We start from the raw sequence: 20271 nt of genomic DNA, 5'->3' as shown, positions 1-20271 counted from the left end.
TTTTCAGTGAACGTTTAGGTTTTGCCTGCCGAACAGTCACAATCCTCTAAGACGATCATTGTGAAACCGTATTCTTTTATGTTTATGAGCAAATAGTACCACTCAGCTTTTCTCATGTCAACGCTTTCTTTTAAAATCTACCTTTATTTTTCTCGTTTGATCAATCGATTCAAATGAATGGATAGATACAGCATCTCCTCTGATGTGAGATCTCGGTGATAGGTTTGATAGACATATTCTGCGATTTTCTTTGCACATTCGTATGCCTTCGGATATTTTACCTTGATTAGCTGATACAAGTCATGATCTTCGCTGACAAGCATTGTTTCGTTCATCAGACGCTGGACGAAAAAGCGTAAATGCGTGAGAAAACGATAAAAGTTGAGCGAATCTTCATCAAATTCCATATTGAGATGATATTTCACAATGGTGAGAATGGCGTTTACTTCTTTTGTGATATTGACCGTTGTATTCATGTCCTCATTGAGCTCTGCATTAATGATATGCATCGCAATAAAGCCTGCTTCATCCTCAGGCAGTTCAATATGAAGACGCTCTTCAATCATCTCAAGACAGTCCTTTGCCACAAGAAATTCATCTTTGTATAAGCGTTTAATCTCCCAAATGAGCGAATTCTCAATGAGGTGATTTTTCTTCAATCGTTCGATGGCGTAATGAATATGGTCTGCGAGCGATACATGCAGACTTTCGTTTAATCTTCGGTTCAGCTTTGTATGTGCATATTGAATCATTTCTTCGGTTACCTTGACCACATCATACGGAACCTCCAGAAGCAGCATTTTCATCCGCTCATGAACGGAATGATCCTCTAGTCGAAAGACTTTATCGATTAACGACTCGTCTACCGGGTCCCCGGGTCGCCGCTTGAACGCGATACCTCTCCCCATGACGACGATTTCTTTCCCTTGTTCATCTATCACACTAATGACATTATTGTTTAGAACTTTTTGTATCTGCAACCCCAAACACCTCCGTCTATGAACCACAATCTTCTCTCAAAATATGCTCTCATCTTAACATAACTGTCAAATCACTTGGTGTTTTTATCTGACTTTTGCAATAGATTTCACCATAATTCTCCCCCGTCATAGCTGGTCTGATCCTTCAATTGCCTGCATACAATACTCCGAGGAGGTGACCTTCAGTGAAGGCTTTTTTCTGGTCTGCATCATTTTTATTCGTGCTTCTATTCACACTCGTCTTTCTAGGAATCGTGTTTTTGCTTAGTGGACAAGGCATGAATCAGCTTTGGAAGTATGTGCTCATCTCATTTGTCACAGCAGCCGTTTTGCGCGGTGTCACCACTTGGCTAAGGCAGCACGTGATGCATCATTTATCAAAATAAAACGGCTGCCCGTAATATTCAGGCAGCCGTTCCTTTATTCTTTGGATGATGCGGCTTCTTGCGTAGAAGTACGCAGCTCATCATTGATTTTTTTCGCATCCTCTAGAAATTCTGTTTCAAATCCACTTTTGAGTGCCCACATATAAAATAGCAGAGCAACCACTGTAATAAGAGCCATGTCCCAGCCATAATGAATGACGTTATAGCCGCCGAATTTGTCACTGCCAAGGCAGGAAATCGTCATCATCACAAGTAAGTACACGACCATCCAAGCACCCGCCTTGAAGTTGCGGCCGAAGCCTTTCCACTTCGCTTTTGCTTGATAGTAAAAATAGATCGGAAGACCGATGAGAATAATGAATAGCACTTGACCTGTTAACGGCCATCTCGCCCAATACAGCGTCAATGACGCAAAGACAAAACCGAGAGGAGCAATAATGCTGAGTCCTTTTATTCGAAGGGGACGATATAAATCTGTCCCTGTCTTTCTCAGTGTCATGACAGTCACTGGGCCTGTCAAATAAGAAATAAGTGTCGCAACAGAAATGATTTCCGCAAGTACACCCCAGCCTCTAAACAAAAACAGAAAGATAAACGATACGGCTAAGTTAAAAAACATCGCTGGACGAGGCACGCCATAAATAGGGTGCAGACGACCAAGTACACTTGGCATGTATTTGTTTTTTTCCATTCCATAAATCATACGGGATGTCGTCGCCGTATACGTAATGCCTGTACCAGAAGGTGATACAAACGCATCTGCATATAAAATCAGAACCAGCCAGTTAATCCCAAGCGCAATGGCAAGGTCAGCAAATGGCGAGTTAAAATTCAAATGTCCCCATCCATTCACAATCATGGACGGATCGACAGCACCGATAAAGGCGATTTGTAAAAGAACATAAATCACAGTCGCAATCAAAATGGATCCAACAATAGCAATCGGAATTGATCGGCCTGGATTTTTCGCCTCACCCGCCATATTAATCGGGCTTTGGAAGCCATTGAAGGCAAACACAATTCCTGATGTCGCAACAGCTGTCAGCACACTCGCCCAGCCGTTAGGGGCAATACTTGTTCCAGAAGTAAAATTCTCACTATGAAAACCTACGAATAAGAGCGCACCAATTGTTAATCCTGGAATGACAATTTTAAACACGGTAATGAATGTATTGGCTTTTGAAAATAACCCTACTGTCCAATAATTGAGCAGAAAGTAAATCACAAGAAGCACACTGGCGACCATGAGCCCTTCTGTCGTCAACACCCCTTTTGTGACCAAATGGCTTGTCCACTTTGCCCATTCCCAAGGCCATGAACTCATATACTGGACAGAAGCCACCGCCTCAACCGGAATGACGGAGACAATAGCGATCCAGTTTGCCCAAGCAGCAATAAACCCGATAAAAGAGCCGTGTGAATATTGCGTATATTTCACCATTCCGCCTGCCTCTGGAAACATCGATCCGAGTTCACTATAAGACAAAGCGATAAATAAAATCACGACCATCCCAATCAACCAGGACAAAATAGCAGCAGGGCCGGCAATTTGAGCGGCACGCCAAGCACCGAAAAGCCATCCTGAACCAATGATTGAGCCAAGACCTACCATCATTAAAGCGAAAGTTCCCATTCTACGATGTAAATGATTCATGTTCATAACACCTTTCGATTAAATTACAAAGCATGTGCCCAAGTAAGCACCTTTCTTTCATTGCAACTCACTTTTCATTCAATTGACAAATATTTCTTCAACTAAATCTTTACCCTTGTTCATTTTTTCGCCTGTTTTATTATCTCTCAATTCTCTATTTTCTGAAATAGTCGAACATGCTTATTTCTTAAGAAAGCGCTTTTTCAATGCTTCAATCTATTAGACTGAATAACTACCTTTACCCTTATTTTGAAAAAAACAAAACAAAAAAGAAAGAGGAAATGAATCCCTCTTTCTTCTGAGCCCTATCATGTATAGAAAAAAGGATAAAGGGGGTTTCCCTCTATCCTTGTGAGATTGCTTGTTCTTGTTCAATCACAGCTAGTCTTTCTTGCACTTCTTCTTCAGACAGATTGTGCTGTTTCACATAAAGGTTACGTTCACTTGTACGGCATTCATGGCTGCAGCTGCGCATATACTTATGCTCGCTTTCTTCTGTTGCAATCATTTTGCGGTTACATGCAGGGTTTGCACAGTTCACATAACGCTCGCAAGGCTCACCAGTGAAGAAATCTTTTCCGACAACCACATGCTCTGTTTGATTCACGGGCACTGTTAAGCGAGTATCAAACACATAGCATTGACCATCCCAAAGCTTCCCTTGAACTTCTGGATCTTTTCCATACGTGACTATTCCGCCGTCAAGCTGAGAGACATCTTCAAAGCCTTCACGCTTTAACCAGCCAGAGAATTTCTCACAGCGTACGCCGCCTGTGCAATACGTCAGGATTTTTTTCCCTTCAAGAATGTCTTTATTGTCACGAATCCACTCAGGTAATTCGCGGAATGTCTCGATATCAGGACGTACTGCCCCTCTAAAGTGGCCGACATCAAACTCGTAATCATTACGTGCATCAATCACAACGGTATCAGGTGATTGCATTTGCTCGTAAAATTCAACCGGGCTGAGATGTTTACCTGTTAATTCTAACGGATTCACGTCATCTTCAAGGCTAAGATTCACTAGTTCATTCCGATGGCGGACGTGCATTTTTTTAAACGCATGACCATCTGCTTCGTCAATTTTGATCGGCATAGACGCAAAGCGCGGATCTTCTTTTAACGCTTGCATGTACTTGTCCGTTTGCTCAATGGTACCAGAAACAGTTCCGTTCAAGCCTTCTGCTGACACAAGGATACGGCCTAACAAACCAAGCTCCTTACAGAATGCTAGATGCTCTGCTGTAAACGTCTCTGGGTCCTCAATGGGGACATATTGATAGTAAAGTAAGACACGATATTGTTTTTCCATATATATAAACACCTCTTAAATTTAATGAGAACATACCGTTCTTTATCATACAGGAAATACATACCTAAAGGCAATGACAGCGGCTCAATTCCATAAAACGGAAGGGTCTTTCTCCTCATATTATCGATTATTTGACAGAACTTTCTGTAAAATGAGATGATTTATGAAATATGATGTTGTAAAGGAGCAGAACGCAATGATCCAGCCAGAAGATATCGTCAGAAGCGGCCCAAACCAATTTATTTCACAAAAAGGAATTTATCATGAACTCGATTCACTTGTTTCTTCTTCCTTCCAGTCGCCCGCTGTCGTGACGGGACATGATTCATTTCATGCTTTTTCAGCGTACACAAAGCTTCCACCTCATTGGCCTGTTGTTCAGCATAAAGGATACAGTTCACCAAATGCGATCACACGAATTGCTGAAGAACTGAAAGGGGCAGATGTGATGATTGGGATCGGGGGCGGCACGATTTTAGACACCGCTAAGTCAGTAGCAGAAGCTCTTCAAATTGAAGTGATCATGGTTCCAACCATTCCAGGGACATGTGCTGCATCTACACCGCTTAGCGTCATTTATGATGACAAGGGGAATTTCATGAGAGTCGATTACCATAAACGGTCCAGTTATCTCACCTTAATTGATCATACATTTTTGCTCTCTTCTCCTCTTTCCTACCTTCAAAGTGGTATTGGAGATACGCTGGCGAAATGGTATGAAGCAGAAGCCATTATTCGAAATGCAAAAGACTCCTTACCGCTCATGGTGCATGCTGCACTAAAGCAGGCGGTATACGTCAGAGACATTCTTCTTTCCCATAGCGAAGAAGCCGTCCACAGCTTGACAACAGGGCAGCACTCGCAAGCATTTGCAGATGTAACGGATACCATTATTACATTAGCCGGCACGGTCGGCGGGTACGGGGGACGCTACGGCAGAATGGCAGGAGCGCACGCTATCCATAACGGATTGACATTTATTGAAGAAACGCATCACGTATTACATGGTCAAAAAGTGGCCTATGGCATTCTTGTTCAGCTTGCCGCAGAAAATCGAATGAGCGAAGTAGAAGAATTACTTGAGCTTTATGAAACACTCGGATTACCTAAAAATATGCGTGAGCTTGGCATCACAGCTCAGCTGGAAGAAGCCGCAAAAACAGTGGCAAGCCATGCTGCACGTGCAGACGAAACTTTTTGCTTGATTGGAGACTATTCCAAAGAGCAAATTGCCGACGCCATTCAAGTCATTGAAAACGTATCAGCCTCGAAAAACCGTTAAATAAAAAAAAGCACAGGCATCTCACCTGTGCTTTTCTTTCGATTAAAAATCAAAGTTATCTGGATCTGGACCTGTGCGCTCATCTTCATTAAGCTGATCGATGACGCCCATCTCATGTGCGGACAGCTCGAAATCGAAGACTTGTGTGTTTTCGATGATTCGGCTCTTCGTCACAGATTTTGGAATGGTGATAATACCATGCTGCAAGTCCCAGCGAAGAATGACTTGTGCCACGGATTTGTCATGTTTTTTCGCAATATCCTGAAGAACAGGATGGTTCAGAAGCTTCCCGCTGCCTAATGGTGACCACGCTTCTACATGAATCCCTTTCTCCTTGCAGTAGTCTCGTAAAGGCTCCTGCGTCAGCTTTGGATGCAGCTCGATTTGATTGACCATTGGCACAACTTCTGCCTCTTCTAATAAATCATCTAGGTGGTGCTGATGGAAGTTACACACACCGATGGCTCGAACGCGTCCATCCTTATACAGCTTCTCTAGTGCTTTCCATGTTTCTTTATATTTGCCTTCAACTGGCCAATGAATTAAATAAAGGTCTAAAACATCTAGCCCAAGCTTGTTCATACTTGTTTCAAAGGCTTCAAGTGTTGCTTCATAGCCTTGATCACGATTCCAGACCTTTGTCGTAATGAACAGATCATCGCGAGAGATGCCTGATTGCTGAATGGCTTTGCCTACCCCTTCTTCATTTTGATAGGCCGCTGCGGTATCGATGCTGCGGTAGCCTGCTTCAAGAGCGTCTTTGACTGCATTTACAGCCTCTTCCCCATCTTTTACCTGCCATACACCAAAGCCTAGCTTCGGCATTTTTACTCCGTTTGCTAATGTGACTGTATCTGTTAATCCACTCATCAAACAAACCTCCGCTTCATTTTTACTTACCATGCACTATACCCGAATTTTCTATTGATCATGCATGAACTTTCGCTGGTGTTATTTGATATATTGTCCTATATCGACTTGATTGGCGTCAACGATTTGGTATTCGCTGATCTTATTTTTCGTTTTAGAACCATCATATGTCTCTAAATAAGCTTGATCATAAAAGACGATTCAGTATGTAACATTGCCCTCCTCTAACACCCTAATCCAATAAGACTCTTTTGTTTCTTTTTTAGCGCCATTCGCCTTCTTTAATTTCATACCTGAAAATTCATTCAGCAGCTTTTGAATATCTTCTTTCTTATCTACCACAACTTGCTCATTGTCATGCTCAATTTGAATCGAAGTCACCTTATTCTTATCCAGTGAGGTCACATCATCAAAAGAGTATGTTTTGGCATTGATCATAAAATAAATACCTATTCCTATTAAAACCACTACACCTACACCAATGTCCACTTTTTCAACCTAGCTCCTCCTTCTATCCACGCCACACCTATTGAAACAATGAAGTCCAATCATCCTCCTCGGAGAACACTTGAATTCCATGCTGTTTCAGCAAGGCGGACGTCACACCATCACCAGCTTTTGTCTTACCGTTAAACTCTCCCTGGTAAATCAGTCGGCTACCGCAAGAAGGGCTGTACTCTTTTAGCACAACCGCTGTTGCTTTCAGAGACTGAACCTGCTCCAGCGTGGCTTTTGCACCTTTTACATACATCTCTGTGACGTCAGTTCCATGAACATCGACAACAGCAGCCTGCCCCCGTAAAACATCATATCCATCTCCGCCAATGATTTCTGCCGGTGGTCTAGGCGTAGAAAAACCGCCAAGCAGTTCAGGACAAACTGTCACAGCCTTTCCTTCCTGCACAAGCTCTTCGATTCGCTGATCTAATCGATGGCTGCCATTATACCGGACCTTCAACCCAGCAAGACAAGCGCTGACCACAATCATGAATGTTCCTCATTTTTATGGATTGAACGTTTTCTACTGACCGAAAAATAAATACTTATCGGCAAACAAAATATCGTGTACACCAAAAAGGGCAGAGCACAATACAAAGCAGCAGCCCAAATCGACCCTTCAACTCCAGTAATGCCAAAAAAATAAACATATAATAGCAAGCTGACAAACAATCCAACGAACGGCATGATGGTGGCGGACTTTTTAAAATTTTCCATCATCTCTTTCTCCAAAGAAGCTCCCTCCTTTTGAGCATGATCACGAATAACGTCAATATATGTTAATTTTACCATATAAAAAACCGAAATCATCTCATTTTCTACGATGGTTTCGGTTTTTTTAATCTATATCTTTTCTTTCCAAGCCTTCAAAAAGCGCTCAATCACTTGTAATTCATCTTCATGAAACTGCTGGAGAAATTCTAAGTAGGACGCGACGGCTTTTTCATGTAGTTCATCATGCAGCGCTGCCAATTGCGTGCCTTTCTCTGTCAATGAATAGTAGACGGACTTCTTATCCCCTTGCCGGTGGCAATAGTCCACCATGCCTTTATCAATTAGTTTTTTCACAGCCTTTGTAATAGCGGGCTTTGATAGCTTCAGTTGTTGAGAAAGAAATGTATTATTTGATTCGTTTGGATTGGCTTGAATCATTGATAATATGTGAAGCTGTGTGAGTGTCCAATCTTGTTTGAGTGTATCAGTCGTGGTAATCAGTGGATCTGTTGGATCATTCCGTCTCTTTTCTCTATGCATAATCAAATCTTGAATCGCTTTTAATACAATCTGCTCTTTTGTCTCCATCTGAACCTCCACTCTTAACTGGTTAATAAAATGGTACTAATAATTAAAAGAGGAGTCAAAAGAAATGTCAGTGTGAGAAAAAGAACAGGCCATTACACCTGAAAATGGTGTATGTACTTTTCTACTAGATGATCTATGATGTCACATCTCCTCTTTCTTTTATTTGCTATAATTCATGAATAGAAAGGCTCTTTTCGTGTGATGTTGTAATAATATAGAACAGAAAAAAAGCTGCCTATCATGAGGCAGCTATTCAGCACGATGCTGACGATCCATATAAAGTGGCGGTCTCTTCAACGAAATCACCGCACAGCTAAAGGCAATCAGCACAAAAACTGCACCGAATTTCGCCAGATCAACAGATGAACCGGTCATCGTAAACAGGACACCGCCAACCGCTGATCCAATTGAGATACCAATTTGCAAGGCCGATGTATTTAAGCTTTGCTGAATATCAGACGTGACAGGATCTGTTTGAATCAAATAACTCTGCAAGGCAGGCGTTAATGCCCAGCTAAGCGCTCCCCAAAGGACAACCATGATCATAAAGAGGATAAACACACCCGCAGTATAAGGAATGATAAACATCACAACCGCAAACGCTATTGTCACCAGCAAAATGGCTTTCCCTGAACCCAGCTTGTCACTAAGCCAGCCGCCAAATCCATTCCCGCCAATAGAAGCAAGCCCGAAGACCAAATAACAAATACTAATCCAGAACGGGGTCATATGCAGAACTTCCATTAAAAACGGAGTGAAATAAGAATAAAGCATATAATGACCTGCAAGCATAAACAAACTGATCAAATGTGCACTAAAAATTTTCGGATGCCCTAAAGAACGAATTTGCTCTCTAAGAGGTGTGACTTTTTCAACAGGCATTTTCTCCAATAGGAAATAGATCAGAACCATCGATATGGCTGATAGAATACTGATTCCTAAAAACATCACTCTCCAGCCAAAGCTCTCTGTAATAAAAATACCGATCGGTACACCGAGAACAAGTGAAGAACTAATCCCAATAAAAATCAGCCCTAATGCCTTCGCACGATGCGCTGGTTCCACCAATTTAGCAGTGATCGTCAGTGACAACACCACCACAAGCGCTGTACTCATCGCGATCAATACCCTAGAGATCATGACAAGGGCAAAGGTTGAACTAAAATATGTGAACACATTTCCTAATGTAAACACCAATAACGCGATTAAATAAAGACGCTTTCGTTCGATTTTGGCTGTGGCGGTCAGCAGCACGGGTGCTGAAATGGCATACACAATGGCAAATACGGTGATGAGCTGCCCAGCTGTTGCAAGAGATACATTCAAATCCTCTGCAAGGCTTGGCAAAATGCCCCCAACCACAAGCTCAACTAATCCAACCGCAAAAGTAGAAACGGCTAATAAATATACTCTCCAGTTCATGTCTAACATCCCTTCTCTATATCATCGCTTTCACTTTTGATACAGGGTGCAGACAAACAAAAAAACCCTGATTACAAAAAAGGAAAGCGCGCTTTTGTAATCAGGATTTATCGGATCCTGGTAGAAACCCTCAAACCATATTATTGAGGTTATACAAGTCTATTTTTTTCTTCAAATATAGTAGCATATGCTTACATAACTGGCAAGCTGTAAAAATAGGAAATGACTGCAAATTCACGATCAAACAAAAGCACTCAGAGCAGCATGACAAGAAACCCCAGTACAACTTGCTTTCTCCTGCATTTACAGGTAAACTGATGAAAAATCAACGAACATTGATCAACTTAGATCTGGAATAGTAGCTTGAATTGACCTTTAACAGAGAGGGAACGGTGCTGAGAAGTTCCTACTGACATCTTCAAGTGAACCTGCCGATTTAGTTCTGTTTCATACAGCGGTTCATACCGTTATCATGATCGAGTGTAAAGCTGTGCTTTAAATTAGGGTGGTACCACCAGGAATGGTCCCTAACTTAAAGCACAGCTTTTTTGTTTTTACAAAGGAGGAACATGCAATGTCAAAGAAACAATTTGTTGAAAAAATCACAAGCATGGAAGACGATTTTGCCCAGTGGTATACAGATGTTGTCACAAAGGCGCGCCTCGTCGATTATTCAAGCGTCAGAGGCAGTATGATCATTCAGCCATACGGCTTTAAAATTTGGGAGAATATTCGCGACGAACTTGACCGCCAAATCAAAGAAACAGGGCATGAGAATGTGTATATGCCGCTCTTTATCCCAGAGAGTCTGCTGCAGCAGGAAAAAGACCATATCGAAGGCTTCGCTCCTGAAGTGGCGTGGGTCACACATGGCGGTGAATCCGAATTACAGGAAAGGCTCTGCGTCAGACCAACCTCTGAAGTACTGTTCGCTGAGCATTACAAAAATATCATTCATTCCTACCGTGATTTACCGAAGCTTTATAACCAATGGGCGAATGTCGTCCGCTGGGAAAAAACCACACGTCCATTCCTTAGAACGCTTGAATTCCTATGGCAGGAAGGACACACATGCCATGAGACTGAGCAAGAAGCGATTGAAGAGACAGAAAGAATGCTTCACATCTACGCTTCTCTTTGCGAAGAGCTCCTTGCCATTCCTGTCATTAAAGGGAGAAAAACAGAGAAGGAAAAATTCGCTGGTGCCCGCTTCACCTATACGGTCGAAAGCTTGATGCATGATGGAAAAGCGCTGCAAACGGCCACTTCTCACTTCTTCGGGAACGGATTTGCCAAAGCATTTGGCATTGAATTCTTAAACCGTGAAGGAAAACTAGAGCATGTCCAGCAAACCTCTTGGGGCTTCACCACAAGAATTATCGGCGCCATGATTATGGTGCACGGCGATGACAGAGGGCTTGTCCTTCCGCCAAACATTGCGCCAGCCCAAGTGCGGATCGTGCCAATCGCCTCTCATAAAGAAGGTGTGCTCGATCATGCCTACGAATTGAAAAATCGACTCACCCGCATCGCACGTGCTGACATCGATGCAAGCGATAAACAGCCAGGCTGGAAGTTCAACGAATGTGAAATGCAAGGCATTCCTTTACGTGTAGAAGTGGGACCAAAGGATATTGAAAAAGGACAAGTGATGCTCGCAAGACGAGACACTGGTGAAAAGCAAGCTGTCACATTAGATGCACTTGAACAAACCATCACATCCACGCTTGAAGACATTCAACGGACGATGTACGAAAAGGCGAAAGAACGATTACATGAAAAAACATCAGAAGCTCACACAATTGAAGACATTGAGCACATTCTTTCAGAAGAAAACCGATTGATTAAAGCCATGTGGTGCGGTGACGAAGGCTGTGAAAACGACATTAAAGAAAGAACAGGGGCGACCTCACGCTGTATCCCATTTGAACAGGAATCCGTTTCAGACACATGTGTCTGCTGCGGAAAGCCTGCATCTGATATGGTCTTCTGGGCGAAAGCTTATTAAGAAGAATAGGAACGAAAGAGAAGCATCCTTCACGATGCTTCTTTCAGATTGTTGACAAAGGGCTAAAATGATCTTTATTTTAGCCCTTTGTCTTCTTTTCAGCGTGACCTGAAAACCTTTGAAGTCTAGGAAGGACGAGCACCGAAGCGGAGCGAATTTGACATTCGTGAGCATCGGCGCGCAGAACTGACAACGAATGCGAGGGTTTGTCTACACGCTGAGGCTTCTTTTTTTGTTAAAAAGACCCAAACACCCATTGACCTCACCTGCACGATCCCCTATAATTCATATTAATATAATCGGTTTTTAAGACTTTAACTGGAGTGGTGATATATGAAGCGCTGGCCCTCACTGTTTGCCGAACGCTGCCCTAAATGTAAAACTGCATTAGAAGTCTCTAAGTCCAATGCCCTGCAAGGCAAAGTCGTGAAAACGTGCCCCAACCTTCATTATCAAAAAGAGTTTCACCCAGCTCTTGAAACATATATCGAGCACGATGACGTCAAATAAAAAAGACCAACACGTTTGCTTTGTTGGTCTTTTCTTTATAATAAATCAAGCCAAATTTTGACCGCTGTCGCCGTAATCATCACAGCTAGTGCCCATTGCAAGTAGACGGCATTGATTTTCTGACCGACCTTAGCACCAATCGGAGCAGCTACTAAACTTGCCAGCATCAGCACAACCGCAGGAAGAAGCATAACTTGACCCGTCAATACCTTTCCAGTCGATGCACCGATAGCAGATAGAAACGTAATCGCAAGTGAGGACGCAATCGTCATCCTGACAGGAATTTTTAAAATAGACAGCATCACCGGTACCAATATAAATGCTCCACCCGCGCCTAGCACCCCGGAAACACTGCCAATCACAAAGGCAATACCTGCCGCAAGCACTTTATGAAAAGTGACTTCTCCCTCTGAGTCTGCACGCTGTCCCTTTTTTGGAATCAGCATGAGGATCACAGCCACTACCGCGAGCAATCCATAGACGAGATTCATCCCACTCTCTGGCATAAAGTGGGAGACATAACTGCCTAATAAGCTGCCCGCCAATATACTGCTCCCCATATATAAAATCAACGATCGATGTAAATATCCGCTTTTTCGGTAGGCCAATACCCCACCCAGCGTCGAAAAAAGCACTTGAATAGCACCAATCCCTGATACCTCGTGAGCCGATAGTGCCATCACACCGACCAGTGGCGGGATATAAAGCAGCATAGGATAGTTGATCACCGATCCTCCAATCCCCACCATTCCTGATAAGAAGGAACCAATACATCCGATGATAAAAAGTGTAATCAAAAACGCAAAATCCACGCTGGTCTCCTCCTTTGCAAAAGGAAAAGGGGATCTTCAGCAGATACCCCTACATCCTTTAGGACCCTTTTCTCACCCAGAACTTCAGCACATGTCCTTCATCCGTCTGCGTGATCAATTCATGTCCGCTTGACTTCGCCCATGCTGCCAAGTCAGCTTTAGCCCCTTTATCTGTTGCATGTATTTCTAAAACTTGACCCTCCGTCAAGTCATTCATTTTTTTCTTCGTTCGAATAATCGGCATTGGGCATGCAAGCCCTGTTACATCTAATATTTGATCTGATGTCATTTGATTGTTCCTCTCTTCTTATTTTATTGGACATTACCGAATCGCACAACGGTTTGGACCAATTTCCATTTCACGCTGCGCTTCATCGTCTGGGTTCAGCTTCCCCATATTGGTTTGACGAATGTCTTGATAGGCGTTTGGCTGTGCAGGCAGATTCTTCGTGACCATTTGTCTAAATACGTCTGCATCTTCAATATTCAGTCCATGATTTTCTTCAAATAGAACGCCTAGCTCCTTCCAAACGCTTCCGTCTTCATTGACTTCATCCATGATCATGAAATGTGCTGGCAAAACAATGGATTCTTTCGAAAGTGCTCTATATCGGTCATAGAGTGTTTCTCTCAAATCACCTACCCAGTCCTCCGCCATTCCAGCGAGATCAGGTCTTCCAATCGAATCAACGAACAAAATATCACCTGAAAGAAGATATTGATGATCCACGATAAAAGATGTTGAACCAATCGTATGCCCCGGCGAGTAAAGGGGGTGAATATCAATGGAAGCCGCTCCAATCGTCATCCGCTGTCCTTCTTCAAGCCGTTTATATTCAAAGGTCACTTCTTCTGCATCTTTTGGCGGCAGCCAGTAGCTGGCACCAGTCTGTTCAGCCAGTTTTTTCCCGCCAGAAATATGATCCGCATGAAGGTGAGTATCCAACACTTGCGTGATAGAGACATGATGCTTTTTAGCAAAATGGATATAGACATCCGTCATTCTAGCTGCATCTACAATTGCAGCTTCTCCATTGGACATGATCATATAAGACAAGCATCCCTTGCCCATCCGCACAAATTGATACAACTCTCCACCGCCGGTTAAATCCCCGATCTTCACTGGCTCTAGATGCTCGCTCCACGCCTTCATACCGCCTTCTAAATAATGGACCGTTCTGCCCGCCTCTGACAGCATCTCCGCCACCATGATAGAGGAGCCTTCCTTGGCACAAACCACCAACACTTCACGGTCATAAGGAATGTGAGATAAAATGCCCTCTACTCCTTCAAGGAGTTCAAAATAAGGCACATTCATATCGACTATTGCTTCCCCTTCAATCTTCCAGTCCTGAACATCCGCTTGATTTCGCACATCTAGCAAAAAGAGCGGCTCTTTGTTCACGATCTTTTTTGTTAACTGCTCTGCTGTCATCGCTTTTACCGTCATGTTTCATTCAGCTCCTATTTTTCAATCGGTCCTGTCCAGCTATTCATGCCAGGCACTATATTCATCAATTGATGAAATCCTTTTTCTTTTAAATTTTGCGCAGCTAATTCACTTCTTCTGCCTGAATGACAGATAAGGTAAATGTCCATCTCCCGGCTCAATTCTTCCGCACGTTGTTCAACCTCACCAAGAGGGATGTGAACAGCTCCTGGAATATGACCCGCCTCGTATTCATCCAGCTCTCGTACATCTAAAACAAACAAAGATGGATCTTCTTTTACCTTCTGTTGAAAAGTCTCCAAAGACATTTCCGAAATCATGAACTTCCCTTCTTTCTCTTGTTCTCCGCCCTTACGAATCAAATGATGAAGCACCTGACCTTCTACTTTTGTTCCTAAAAATTCGTGGCCGGCACTTTTTGACCAAGCCGCTAGATCCGCTGCTGACCCTTTATCGGTGGCTTGCACTTCAAGTACATCTCCGGGCAAAAGCTCATTCATTTGTTTTTTTGTTTTCACAATCGGCATCGGGCATGCCAGTCCTTTTGCATCTAAAATGACAGTTGGTTGCTGCATGTCATGTCCTCCTTCATATAGGGGTAGGGGTATATTTTTATGCGCACTTAATGCCAAGCATTCATGCCACCCTTAATGTTTGTAATTTGAGTAAATCCCTGCTTCTTCAATATTTTCGCCGCCTGCATACTTCTCATTCCGCTTTGGCATATTACATAGACCTCTTTATTTTCCTCAAGCTGAGAAGCTCGTTTCTTCAAATGAGACAACGGGATGTTTTGAAAGCCTTTGATATGGTTTGTTTGAAATTCACTAGGAGAGCGCACATCAATGAGCTGTTGACCTTTGCTTTTCAGCTTCTTTTTCATATGGGCTGCATCCATTTGCTTCACACCTCGTACCGGCAGAAAGCGGCTCACGAGTAATCCAATCACGATGATGAGTAAAATCGTCTGCACCATCCTGTATCACCTCACTAGATAAATAAATTCACACATCCGATTTCAGCTTCTGCTAAATATGCCGCTACACCAGCATATTGAATATCATCTAATAATTCTTTCTCCTGTAATCCTAAAAGATCCATCGTCATTGTACATGCCACAAGATTGATATCCTGTTCCTTTGCCATATCAATGAGCTGCGGCAAGGTCATAGCATTGTGCTTTTTGATCACATGCTTGATCATTTTCGGCCCCATCCCTGTAAAATTCATCTTTGACAGCCCCATTCGATCAGCCCCGCGCGGCATCATCTTCCCAAACATTTTTTCTAAAAATCCTTTTTTCATTGGCACCATCTCATCCTTACGCAAGGCATTCAGCCCCCAAAACGTATGGAAAATGGTTACCTCATGATCATAGGCTGCTGCACCATTGGCAATAATGTAAGCTGCCATCGCTTTATCATAATCTCCACTGAATAACACAATCGTCGTACGTTTTTTCTGTTCTTCCATTCTGCTCCTCCTTCAAATATTACCTATGGGGGTATATAAAAATAAAAAATATATATACATATACCGGTAAGGGTATATTACATCAAGTAAAAAAATCCGTCAACCTCCAAAGGCTGAGGAATTTCTTACCGGCTTTTCACCAATAGCTCAACTGCCTCTTTCACAAGACCTTCCGTATCCTTGCCTTGTTCAAGACTTTCACGAACACATTGCTCAAGATTTGTACTCACAATCACACCCATTGCCCGATCAATGGCATTACGTGATGCAGACAGCTGCGTGACCACCTCGCGGCAATCTTTGCCTTGCTCCATCATCGCAAGAACCCCTTTAATCTGCCCTTCAATCCGGCGAAGACGATTCTTCATCTGTTGATTATATTCCATGAATAAGCACTCCTTTCTATGACAGATAGTATACCCTAAGAGGTATTTAGTCAAACGACTTGCCCTTCTTTTTATGTTGAAGAAAAGAGGATACACATATGACTTTACATCACTATATTGGTGCTAATGAAGAGCTGCCGCTTGGCACCTATGAAAAAGCCTAACTATCATCACTGAAAAACCCCCTACCCCCTTTGGCTATCCTGATGCAAAAATTAAATAACAGAACACAAGCATGTCTATATACCCATTTCAGTTTAAACAGCCTATATTTCAATTGTTAGAAGTTAAAAAAGTTTCTCAACTAAATTCATTAAATTACCAAATAACAATTCCGAGAAAATTATAGGAAAAAAGAGGGTCTGGGTAATTTATGTCGAATACTGTTTAAAAATGTATTTGAATATTAGAGGTGAAGGTGTTTTTTAATGCAGCCCAACAGAAAAAAACTTACAGATAATCAAAATGCAATCCTTTTATCTGAAGTGGAAAATATGTGTCCACTTTGCGCAAAATCACTTATGTATGAGAAAAATGGAAGAAATAAAAAGTTATTTGAAGGTGCTCACATATATCCATTAAATCCTTCAACAGAAGAGATTGAGTTATTAAAAAATGAAGAAAGATTACATAAAGATGTAAATAATTTGAGTAATATAATTGCATTATGTGGAGATTGTCACAAAAAATTCGACAACCCGAGGACTGTTGAAGAATATAGAAAAGTATTAAGTATTAAGAAAAACATATTGATAAAGAATTTAACAAGAGAAAAGTATCATGATTATCAAATTGAAACAGAAATAAAACAGGTTATTAAATTACTTATTGAGGGTGAATTTAACCAAGTACCGATTAATACTTTAAGTTTGACCGCTTTAAAACTTGACCAGAAAGCAGATAAAACGCTAACTGGTATTACTACTCGAAAAATCAGGAACGAAATAACTGATTATTATTTATATATACAACAGCAATTTAAACTATTAGATAAACAGTATCCAAATTCTTTTGATTTAATAGCAACTCAAATCAAATCTTTTTATTTAATTATTAGCCGTTCAGAGACTTCTCAGGAAGTGATTTATGAACAACTTACTGAATGGCTATCTAAGAAAACTGAAAATAGCTCATTAGGTGCTTGCAGCATAATAATTTCCTTTTTCATTCAGAATTGTGAGGTGTTTTAGTGATTGTTCCAAATAAGATTATAAGTTTAAATGAGTCTATTATTGGTAAGATGATTTTTATACTTGAACACATAACTGAACAAAAATATTTGACTATAGAGGACTTATTCAGAAATACTAGAAGCCACTTTGAAGAAATAGATGAATTCGTTTTATCACTCGATGTGCTATACCTACTTGATGCCATAGAAGTAGAATTTAGTAGAGGAGAGGCTACCTATGTTAGTGGAGATCAGAAGTAGAATATTTAAAGAAAAAATAATAAAGTTTCATCAAGGTTTAAATGTTGTACTAGGAGATAACCAAGGAGCTAATTCAATTGGTAAGTCAACTCTACTGATGATATTAGATTTTATTTTTGGTGGTAATACTTATATATCACATAATAAAGATTTTATTACTAAATTTGGTGATCATGATTTTGAAGCTACTTTTAAGTTTAAAGAAACTGCATTTTATTTTATTAGAAGTACGAAAGATCCTAACATAGTCTTTGAAAGCAATCAAAATTTTGAAAAACTAGTTCCCATAAAATTAGATAATTATAGAGAATTTTTAAAAGAAAGCTATAATCTAGAGTCCGAACAAATAAAGTTTAGAAGTGCAGTAAGCACTTTTTCTAGAGTATGGGGGAAAAATAACTATGACGTTAGAAGACCACTCCACAATCATCATTCCGAAAAAAATATTGAGACAGTAATCAAATTAATAAAACTATTTAACGAATACGATAAAATAGCTGAACAAGATAAAGAACTATCAAAGTTAGACGAATCAAAGAAAATTTTAAATAAAGCAGGGAAATTAGATTTAATCCCCAAAATATCAAAAAGAAAATATGAAAAAAACTTAAAAGAAATTAATTTTCTTAAAGAAAAAATTGAGAAATTAAGTAAAAATGCATATAGCCCTTTTATTAACCTTTCTGAAATTGTCTCTGATGAATTAGTTCAATTAAAGGTTCAGAAGAAAAAGCTCTTAGAAGAACAGGATTACTACAGATCCAGATTACATAGAACTTCAAAAAAAAGAGAACTATCAGCATCCATTGATTTTGAGAATCTCTTGGAATTTTTCCCTAAGATAAATATGAAAAAATTGGAATCTATTGAAGATTTTCACAACGGGATTAATTCTATTTTAAGTAAGGAGCTGAGAAACGCTAGAAAGGAAATTAAAGAAAAGCTAAAATTATTAAGTGATGAAATTATCGAAATAAATCAAAAGATGGAGGCAATTCTCAGTCAAACTGAGGAATCTACTTTGTTTATGGATCAAGTAATCGAGTATTCTTCAGAATTAAAGAATCTCCAATCAGAAAATGATCATTATAATAATTTTCAAGAAATACGCACAAGCATTGTTGCTAAAACTACGCTACTTAATGAAATTAAGGAAAAGATAGTTACTAGACTTACAGATGATATTAATGTTCAATTAACAGAAATAAATAATTTCATTTATGAAAACAAAAGAACAGCGCCCGAAATAGAACTTAACTATAGTAACTATGATTATAATTTTTTTGAAAATACTGGAACAGGCAAAGCATATACAAACCTAATCATTTTCGATTTAGCAATTTTACGTTTGACCGCATTACCTTTTATTATACACGATTCTGTTCTCTTTAAAAATATTGAGAAAGAAGTTGTTGAGCGTTTAATTTATTTTTATAACTCAATGTCAAAACAAGTGTTTATAGCAATTGATTTTATAAATATATATAATCAAAAAACTCAAGATATAATAAAAATTAATACAGTAATTCACCTTACACAACATAATCTATTAACTCAAATAGATTGGAGAAATAGAGACAAATAAACATATTATCATTAAAATTAAGGTTACTATATAAAATATGTTTGAGATTAGTTTTTAACAATTTATGTTTAGGGGGTTTTTCTCATTATACATTTTTAATTAAAGCATATCTTAAAGGATATGCTCAGCGTGTAGACAAACCCTCGCATTCGTTGTCAGTCCTGCGCGCTGGTGCTCACGAATGTCAAATTCGCTCCGCGCCATTACTCGTCCTTCCTAGACTGCAAAGGTTTTCTATCACGCTGAAAAGAAGACAAAGGGCTAAAATAAAGATCATTTTAGCCCTTTGTCAACAATCTGAGCATATCTTAAAGGATATGCTTTTTTAAATCAGTAAATAAAACAAATTCGAAATTTCAGCTACGTTAGGCAATAGATGTTAAAATTCATAATAATTTTACTAATTCAAAGCAGGTGATTCCTTGGCAGAGAACAAATTGATTAATGAAAAATCTCCTTACTTACTTCAACACGTGCATAACCCAGTTGACTGGTATCCATGGGGAAAAGAGGCATTTTATAAAGCAAAGAAAGAGAACAAACCTATATTGGTCAGCATTGGTTACGCCACTTGTCACTGGTGCCACGTCATGGCACACGAAAGCTTCGAAGATCAGCAAGTCGCTGACATCTTAAATGAGCATTTCATTTCGATTAAAGTCGATCGTGAGGAGCGTCCAGACATCGATTCTATGTATATGTCTGTTTGTCAGATGATGACGGGGCAAGGCGGCTGGCCGTTGAATGTATTTGTCACGCCTGATCAAAAGCCTTTTTATGCGGGGACTTATTTTCCAAAGAGAAGTGCTTACGGACGTCCTGGTTTCATTGAAGCACTGACGCAACTGCTGGATGCGTATCACAACGACCGCGATCATATCGAATCGTTGGCAGAGAAGGCGACAAATA

The 20271-nt window shown here is 40.6% G+C and carries 23 protein-coding genes, 1 pseudogene and 1 riboswitch; of the genes and pseudogenes, 8 read left to right on the top strand and 16 right to left on the bottom strand.

The features are described from left to right. Positions 1–143: 143 nt before the first annotated feature. Complete coding sequence (gene licT, locus GKC25_RS01320; RefSeq protein ID WP_034664343.1) at positions 144–980, bottom strand: BglG family transcription antiterminator LicT; 837 nt, start codon at positions 978–980, stop codon at positions 144–146. 185 nt (positions 981–1165) lie between these two features. Here licT and GKC25_RS01315 point away from each other — a divergent pair, with 185 nt between their 5' ends. Further along, positions 1166–1366, top strand: a complete 201-nt coding sequence (locus GKC25_RS01315; RefSeq protein ID WP_034664345.1) for a hypothetical protein — start codon at positions 1166–1168, stop codon at positions 1364–1366. A gap of 34 nt (positions 1367–1400) precedes the next feature. Here the strand turns inward: GKC25_RS01315 and GKC25_RS01310 are convergent, their stop codons facing one another. Both GKC25_RS01310 and GKC25_RS01305 read right to left on the bottom strand, forming a co-directional pair. After that, positions 1401–3020, bottom strand: coding sequence for an APC family permease (locus GKC25_RS01310; RefSeq protein ID WP_034664347.1), 1620 nt, complete (start codon positions 3018–3020; stop codon positions 1401–1403). A 343-nt stretch (positions 3021–3363) separates the two neighbouring features. Next, positions 3364–4332 carry a rhodanese-related sulfurtransferase gene (locus GKC25_RS01305; protein WP_106038484.1) on the bottom strand — a complete coding sequence of 323 codons (969 nt, stop codon included), beginning with the start codon at positions 4330–4332 and terminating at the stop codon, positions 3364–3366. Between the two features lie 199 nt (positions 4333–4531). On the opposite strand from GKC25_RS01305, the gene GKC25_RS01300 reads away from it, so the two are divergent. Then, positions 4532–5614: an iron-containing alcohol dehydrogenase family protein gene (locus tag GKC25_RS01300; RefSeq protein WP_340974432.1), complete on the top strand. Its 1083-nt coding sequence runs from the start codon at positions 4532–4534 to the stop codon at positions 5612–5614. Between the two features lie 42 nt (positions 5615–5656). Here GKC25_RS01300 and GKC25_RS01295 read toward each other — a convergent pair whose 3' ends face one another. The 6 genes from GKC25_RS01295 to GKC25_RS01270 form a co-directional block, all read right to left on the bottom strand. Then, complete coding sequence (locus GKC25_RS01295; protein WP_034664349.1) at positions 5657–6484, bottom strand: aldo/keto reductase; 828 nt, start codon at positions 6482–6484, stop codon at positions 5657–5659. A 201-nt stretch (positions 6485–6685) separates the two neighbouring features. Next, entirely contained in the window at positions 6686–6973 is a 288-nt protein-coding gene (locus tag GKC25_RS01290; protein WP_252067806.1) for a hypothetical protein, read from the bottom strand. A 37-nt stretch (positions 6974–7010) separates the two neighbouring features. Beyond that, the gene (locus GKC25_RS01285) at positions 7011–7472 is read right to left on the bottom strand and encodes a DUF523 domain-containing protein (RefSeq protein ID WP_034664351.1); all 462 of its coding nucleotides are present in this window, start codon (positions 7470–7472) and stop codon (positions 7011–7013) included. After that, complete coding sequence (locus GKC25_RS01280; RefSeq protein ID WP_034666639.1) at positions 7469–7714, bottom strand: hypothetical protein; 246 nt, start codon at positions 7712–7714, stop codon at positions 7469–7471. Before GKC25_RS01280 ends, GKC25_RS01285 begins: the two co-directional genes overlap by 4 nt. Positions 7715–7825: 111 nt before the next feature. After that, positions 7826–8284: a MarR family transcriptional regulator gene (locus GKC25_RS01275; RefSeq protein WP_034664352.1), complete on the bottom strand. Its 459-nt coding sequence runs from the start codon at positions 8282–8284 to the stop codon at positions 7826–7828. A gap of 249 nt (positions 8285–8533) precedes the next feature. After that, entirely contained in the window at positions 8534–9706 is a 1173-nt protein-coding gene (locus GKC25_RS01270; RefSeq protein ID WP_095285913.1) for an MFS transporter, read from the bottom strand. A gap of 77 nt (positions 9707–9783) precedes the next feature. Further along, positions 9784–9883, bottom strand: a riboswitch (purine riboswitch). 397 nt (positions 9884–10280) lie between these two features. On the opposite strand from GKC25_RS01270, the gene proS reads away from it, so the two are divergent. Next, complete coding sequence (gene proS / locus GKC25_RS01265; protein ID WP_095285912.1) at positions 10281–11714, top strand: proline--tRNA ligase; 1434 nt, start codon at positions 10281–10283, stop codon at positions 11712–11714. A gap of 333 nt (positions 11715–12047) precedes the next feature. After that, the gene (locus GKC25_RS01260) at positions 12048–12224 is read left to right on the top strand and encodes a hypothetical protein (RefSeq protein ID WP_003216908.1); all 177 of its coding nucleotides are present in this window, start codon (positions 12048–12050) and stop codon (positions 12222–12224) included. Positions 12225–12259: 35 nt separating this feature from the next. Here the strand turns inward: GKC25_RS01260 and GKC25_RS01255 are convergent, their stop codons facing one another. The 7 genes from GKC25_RS01255 to GKC25_RS01225 all read right to left on the bottom strand — a co-directional run bounded on the left by GKC25_RS01255 (position 12260) and on the right by GKC25_RS01225 (position 16345). Then, complete coding sequence (locus tag GKC25_RS01255) at positions 12260–13036, bottom strand: sulfite exporter TauE/SafE family protein (protein ID WP_187704303.1); 777 nt, start codon at positions 13034–13036, stop codon at positions 12260–12262. Between the two features lie 58 nt (positions 13037–13094). Next, positions 13095–13325 (bottom strand): sulfurtransferase TusA family protein, encoded by a 231-nt coding sequence (locus tag GKC25_RS01250; protein WP_034664361.1) that lies wholly within the window; start codon positions 13323–13325, stop codon positions 13095–13097. 33 nt (positions 13326–13358) lie between these two features. Further along, positions 13359–14486, bottom strand: a complete 1128-nt coding sequence (locus tag GKC25_RS01245; protein WP_187704302.1) for an MBL fold metallo-hydrolase — start codon at positions 14484–14486, stop codon at positions 13359–13361. A gap of 14 nt (positions 14487–14500) precedes the next feature. Next, the gene (locus tag GKC25_RS01240; protein WP_095285907.1) at positions 14501–15061 is read right to left on the bottom strand and encodes a sulfurtransferase TusA family protein; all 561 of its coding nucleotides are present in this window, start codon (positions 15059–15061) and stop codon (positions 14501–14503) included. Between the two features lie 47 nt (positions 15062–15108). Then, positions 15109–15462, bottom strand: coding sequence for a rhodanese-like domain-containing protein (locus tag GKC25_RS01235; protein WP_106043274.1), 354 nt, complete (start codon positions 15460–15462; stop codon positions 15109–15111). 14 nt (positions 15463–15476) lie between these two features. Then, positions 15477–15959 carry a DsrE/DsrF/DrsH-like family protein gene (locus tag GKC25_RS01230; protein ID WP_106043272.1) on the bottom strand — a complete coding sequence of 161 codons (483 nt, stop codon included), beginning with the start codon at positions 15957–15959 and terminating at the stop codon, positions 15477–15479. A gap of 125 nt (positions 15960–16084) precedes the next feature. After that, positions 16085–16345, bottom strand: coding sequence for a metal-sensitive transcriptional regulator (locus GKC25_RS01225; RefSeq protein ID WP_003217059.1), 261 nt, complete (start codon positions 16343–16345; stop codon positions 16085–16087). 428 nt (positions 16346–16773) lie between these two features. Here GKC25_RS01225 and GKC25_RS01220 point away from each other — a divergent pair, with 428 nt between their 5' ends. The 4 genes and pseudogenes from GKC25_RS01220 to GKC25_RS01205 all read left to right on the top strand — a co-directional run. Continuing rightward, complete coding sequence (locus GKC25_RS01220) at positions 16774–17535, top strand: ABC-three component system protein (RefSeq protein WP_187704301.1); 762 nt, start codon at positions 16774–16776, stop codon at positions 17533–17535. Continuing rightward, positions 17535–17777, top strand: coding sequence for an ABC-three component system middle component 7 (locus GKC25_RS01215; protein WP_342689884.1), 243 nt, complete (start codon positions 17535–17537; stop codon positions 17775–17777). Before GKC25_RS01220 ends, GKC25_RS01215 begins: the two co-directional genes overlap by 1 nt. Beyond that, the gene (locus GKC25_RS01210; protein WP_187704300.1) at positions 17755–19362 is read left to right on the top strand and encodes a DUF2326 domain-containing protein; all 1608 of its coding nucleotides are present in this window, start codon (positions 17755–17757) and stop codon (positions 19360–19362) included. The genes GKC25_RS01215 and GKC25_RS01210 overlap by 23 nt, the downstream gene beginning before the upstream one ends. 422 nt (positions 19363–19784) lie before the next feature. Then, positions 19785–20264, top strand: a pseudogene (locus GKC25_RS01205) (thioredoxin domain-containing protein); the annotation flags it as partial. Positions 20265–20271: the final 7 nt, after the last annotated feature.

It is taken from the genome of Bacillus pumilus (assembly GCF_038738535.1).
In the GTDB taxonomy this organism is placed as follows: domain Bacteria; phylum Bacillota; class Bacilli; order Bacillales; family Bacillaceae; genus Bacillus.
This window is presented reverse-complemented; position numbering and strand designations above follow the sequence as displayed.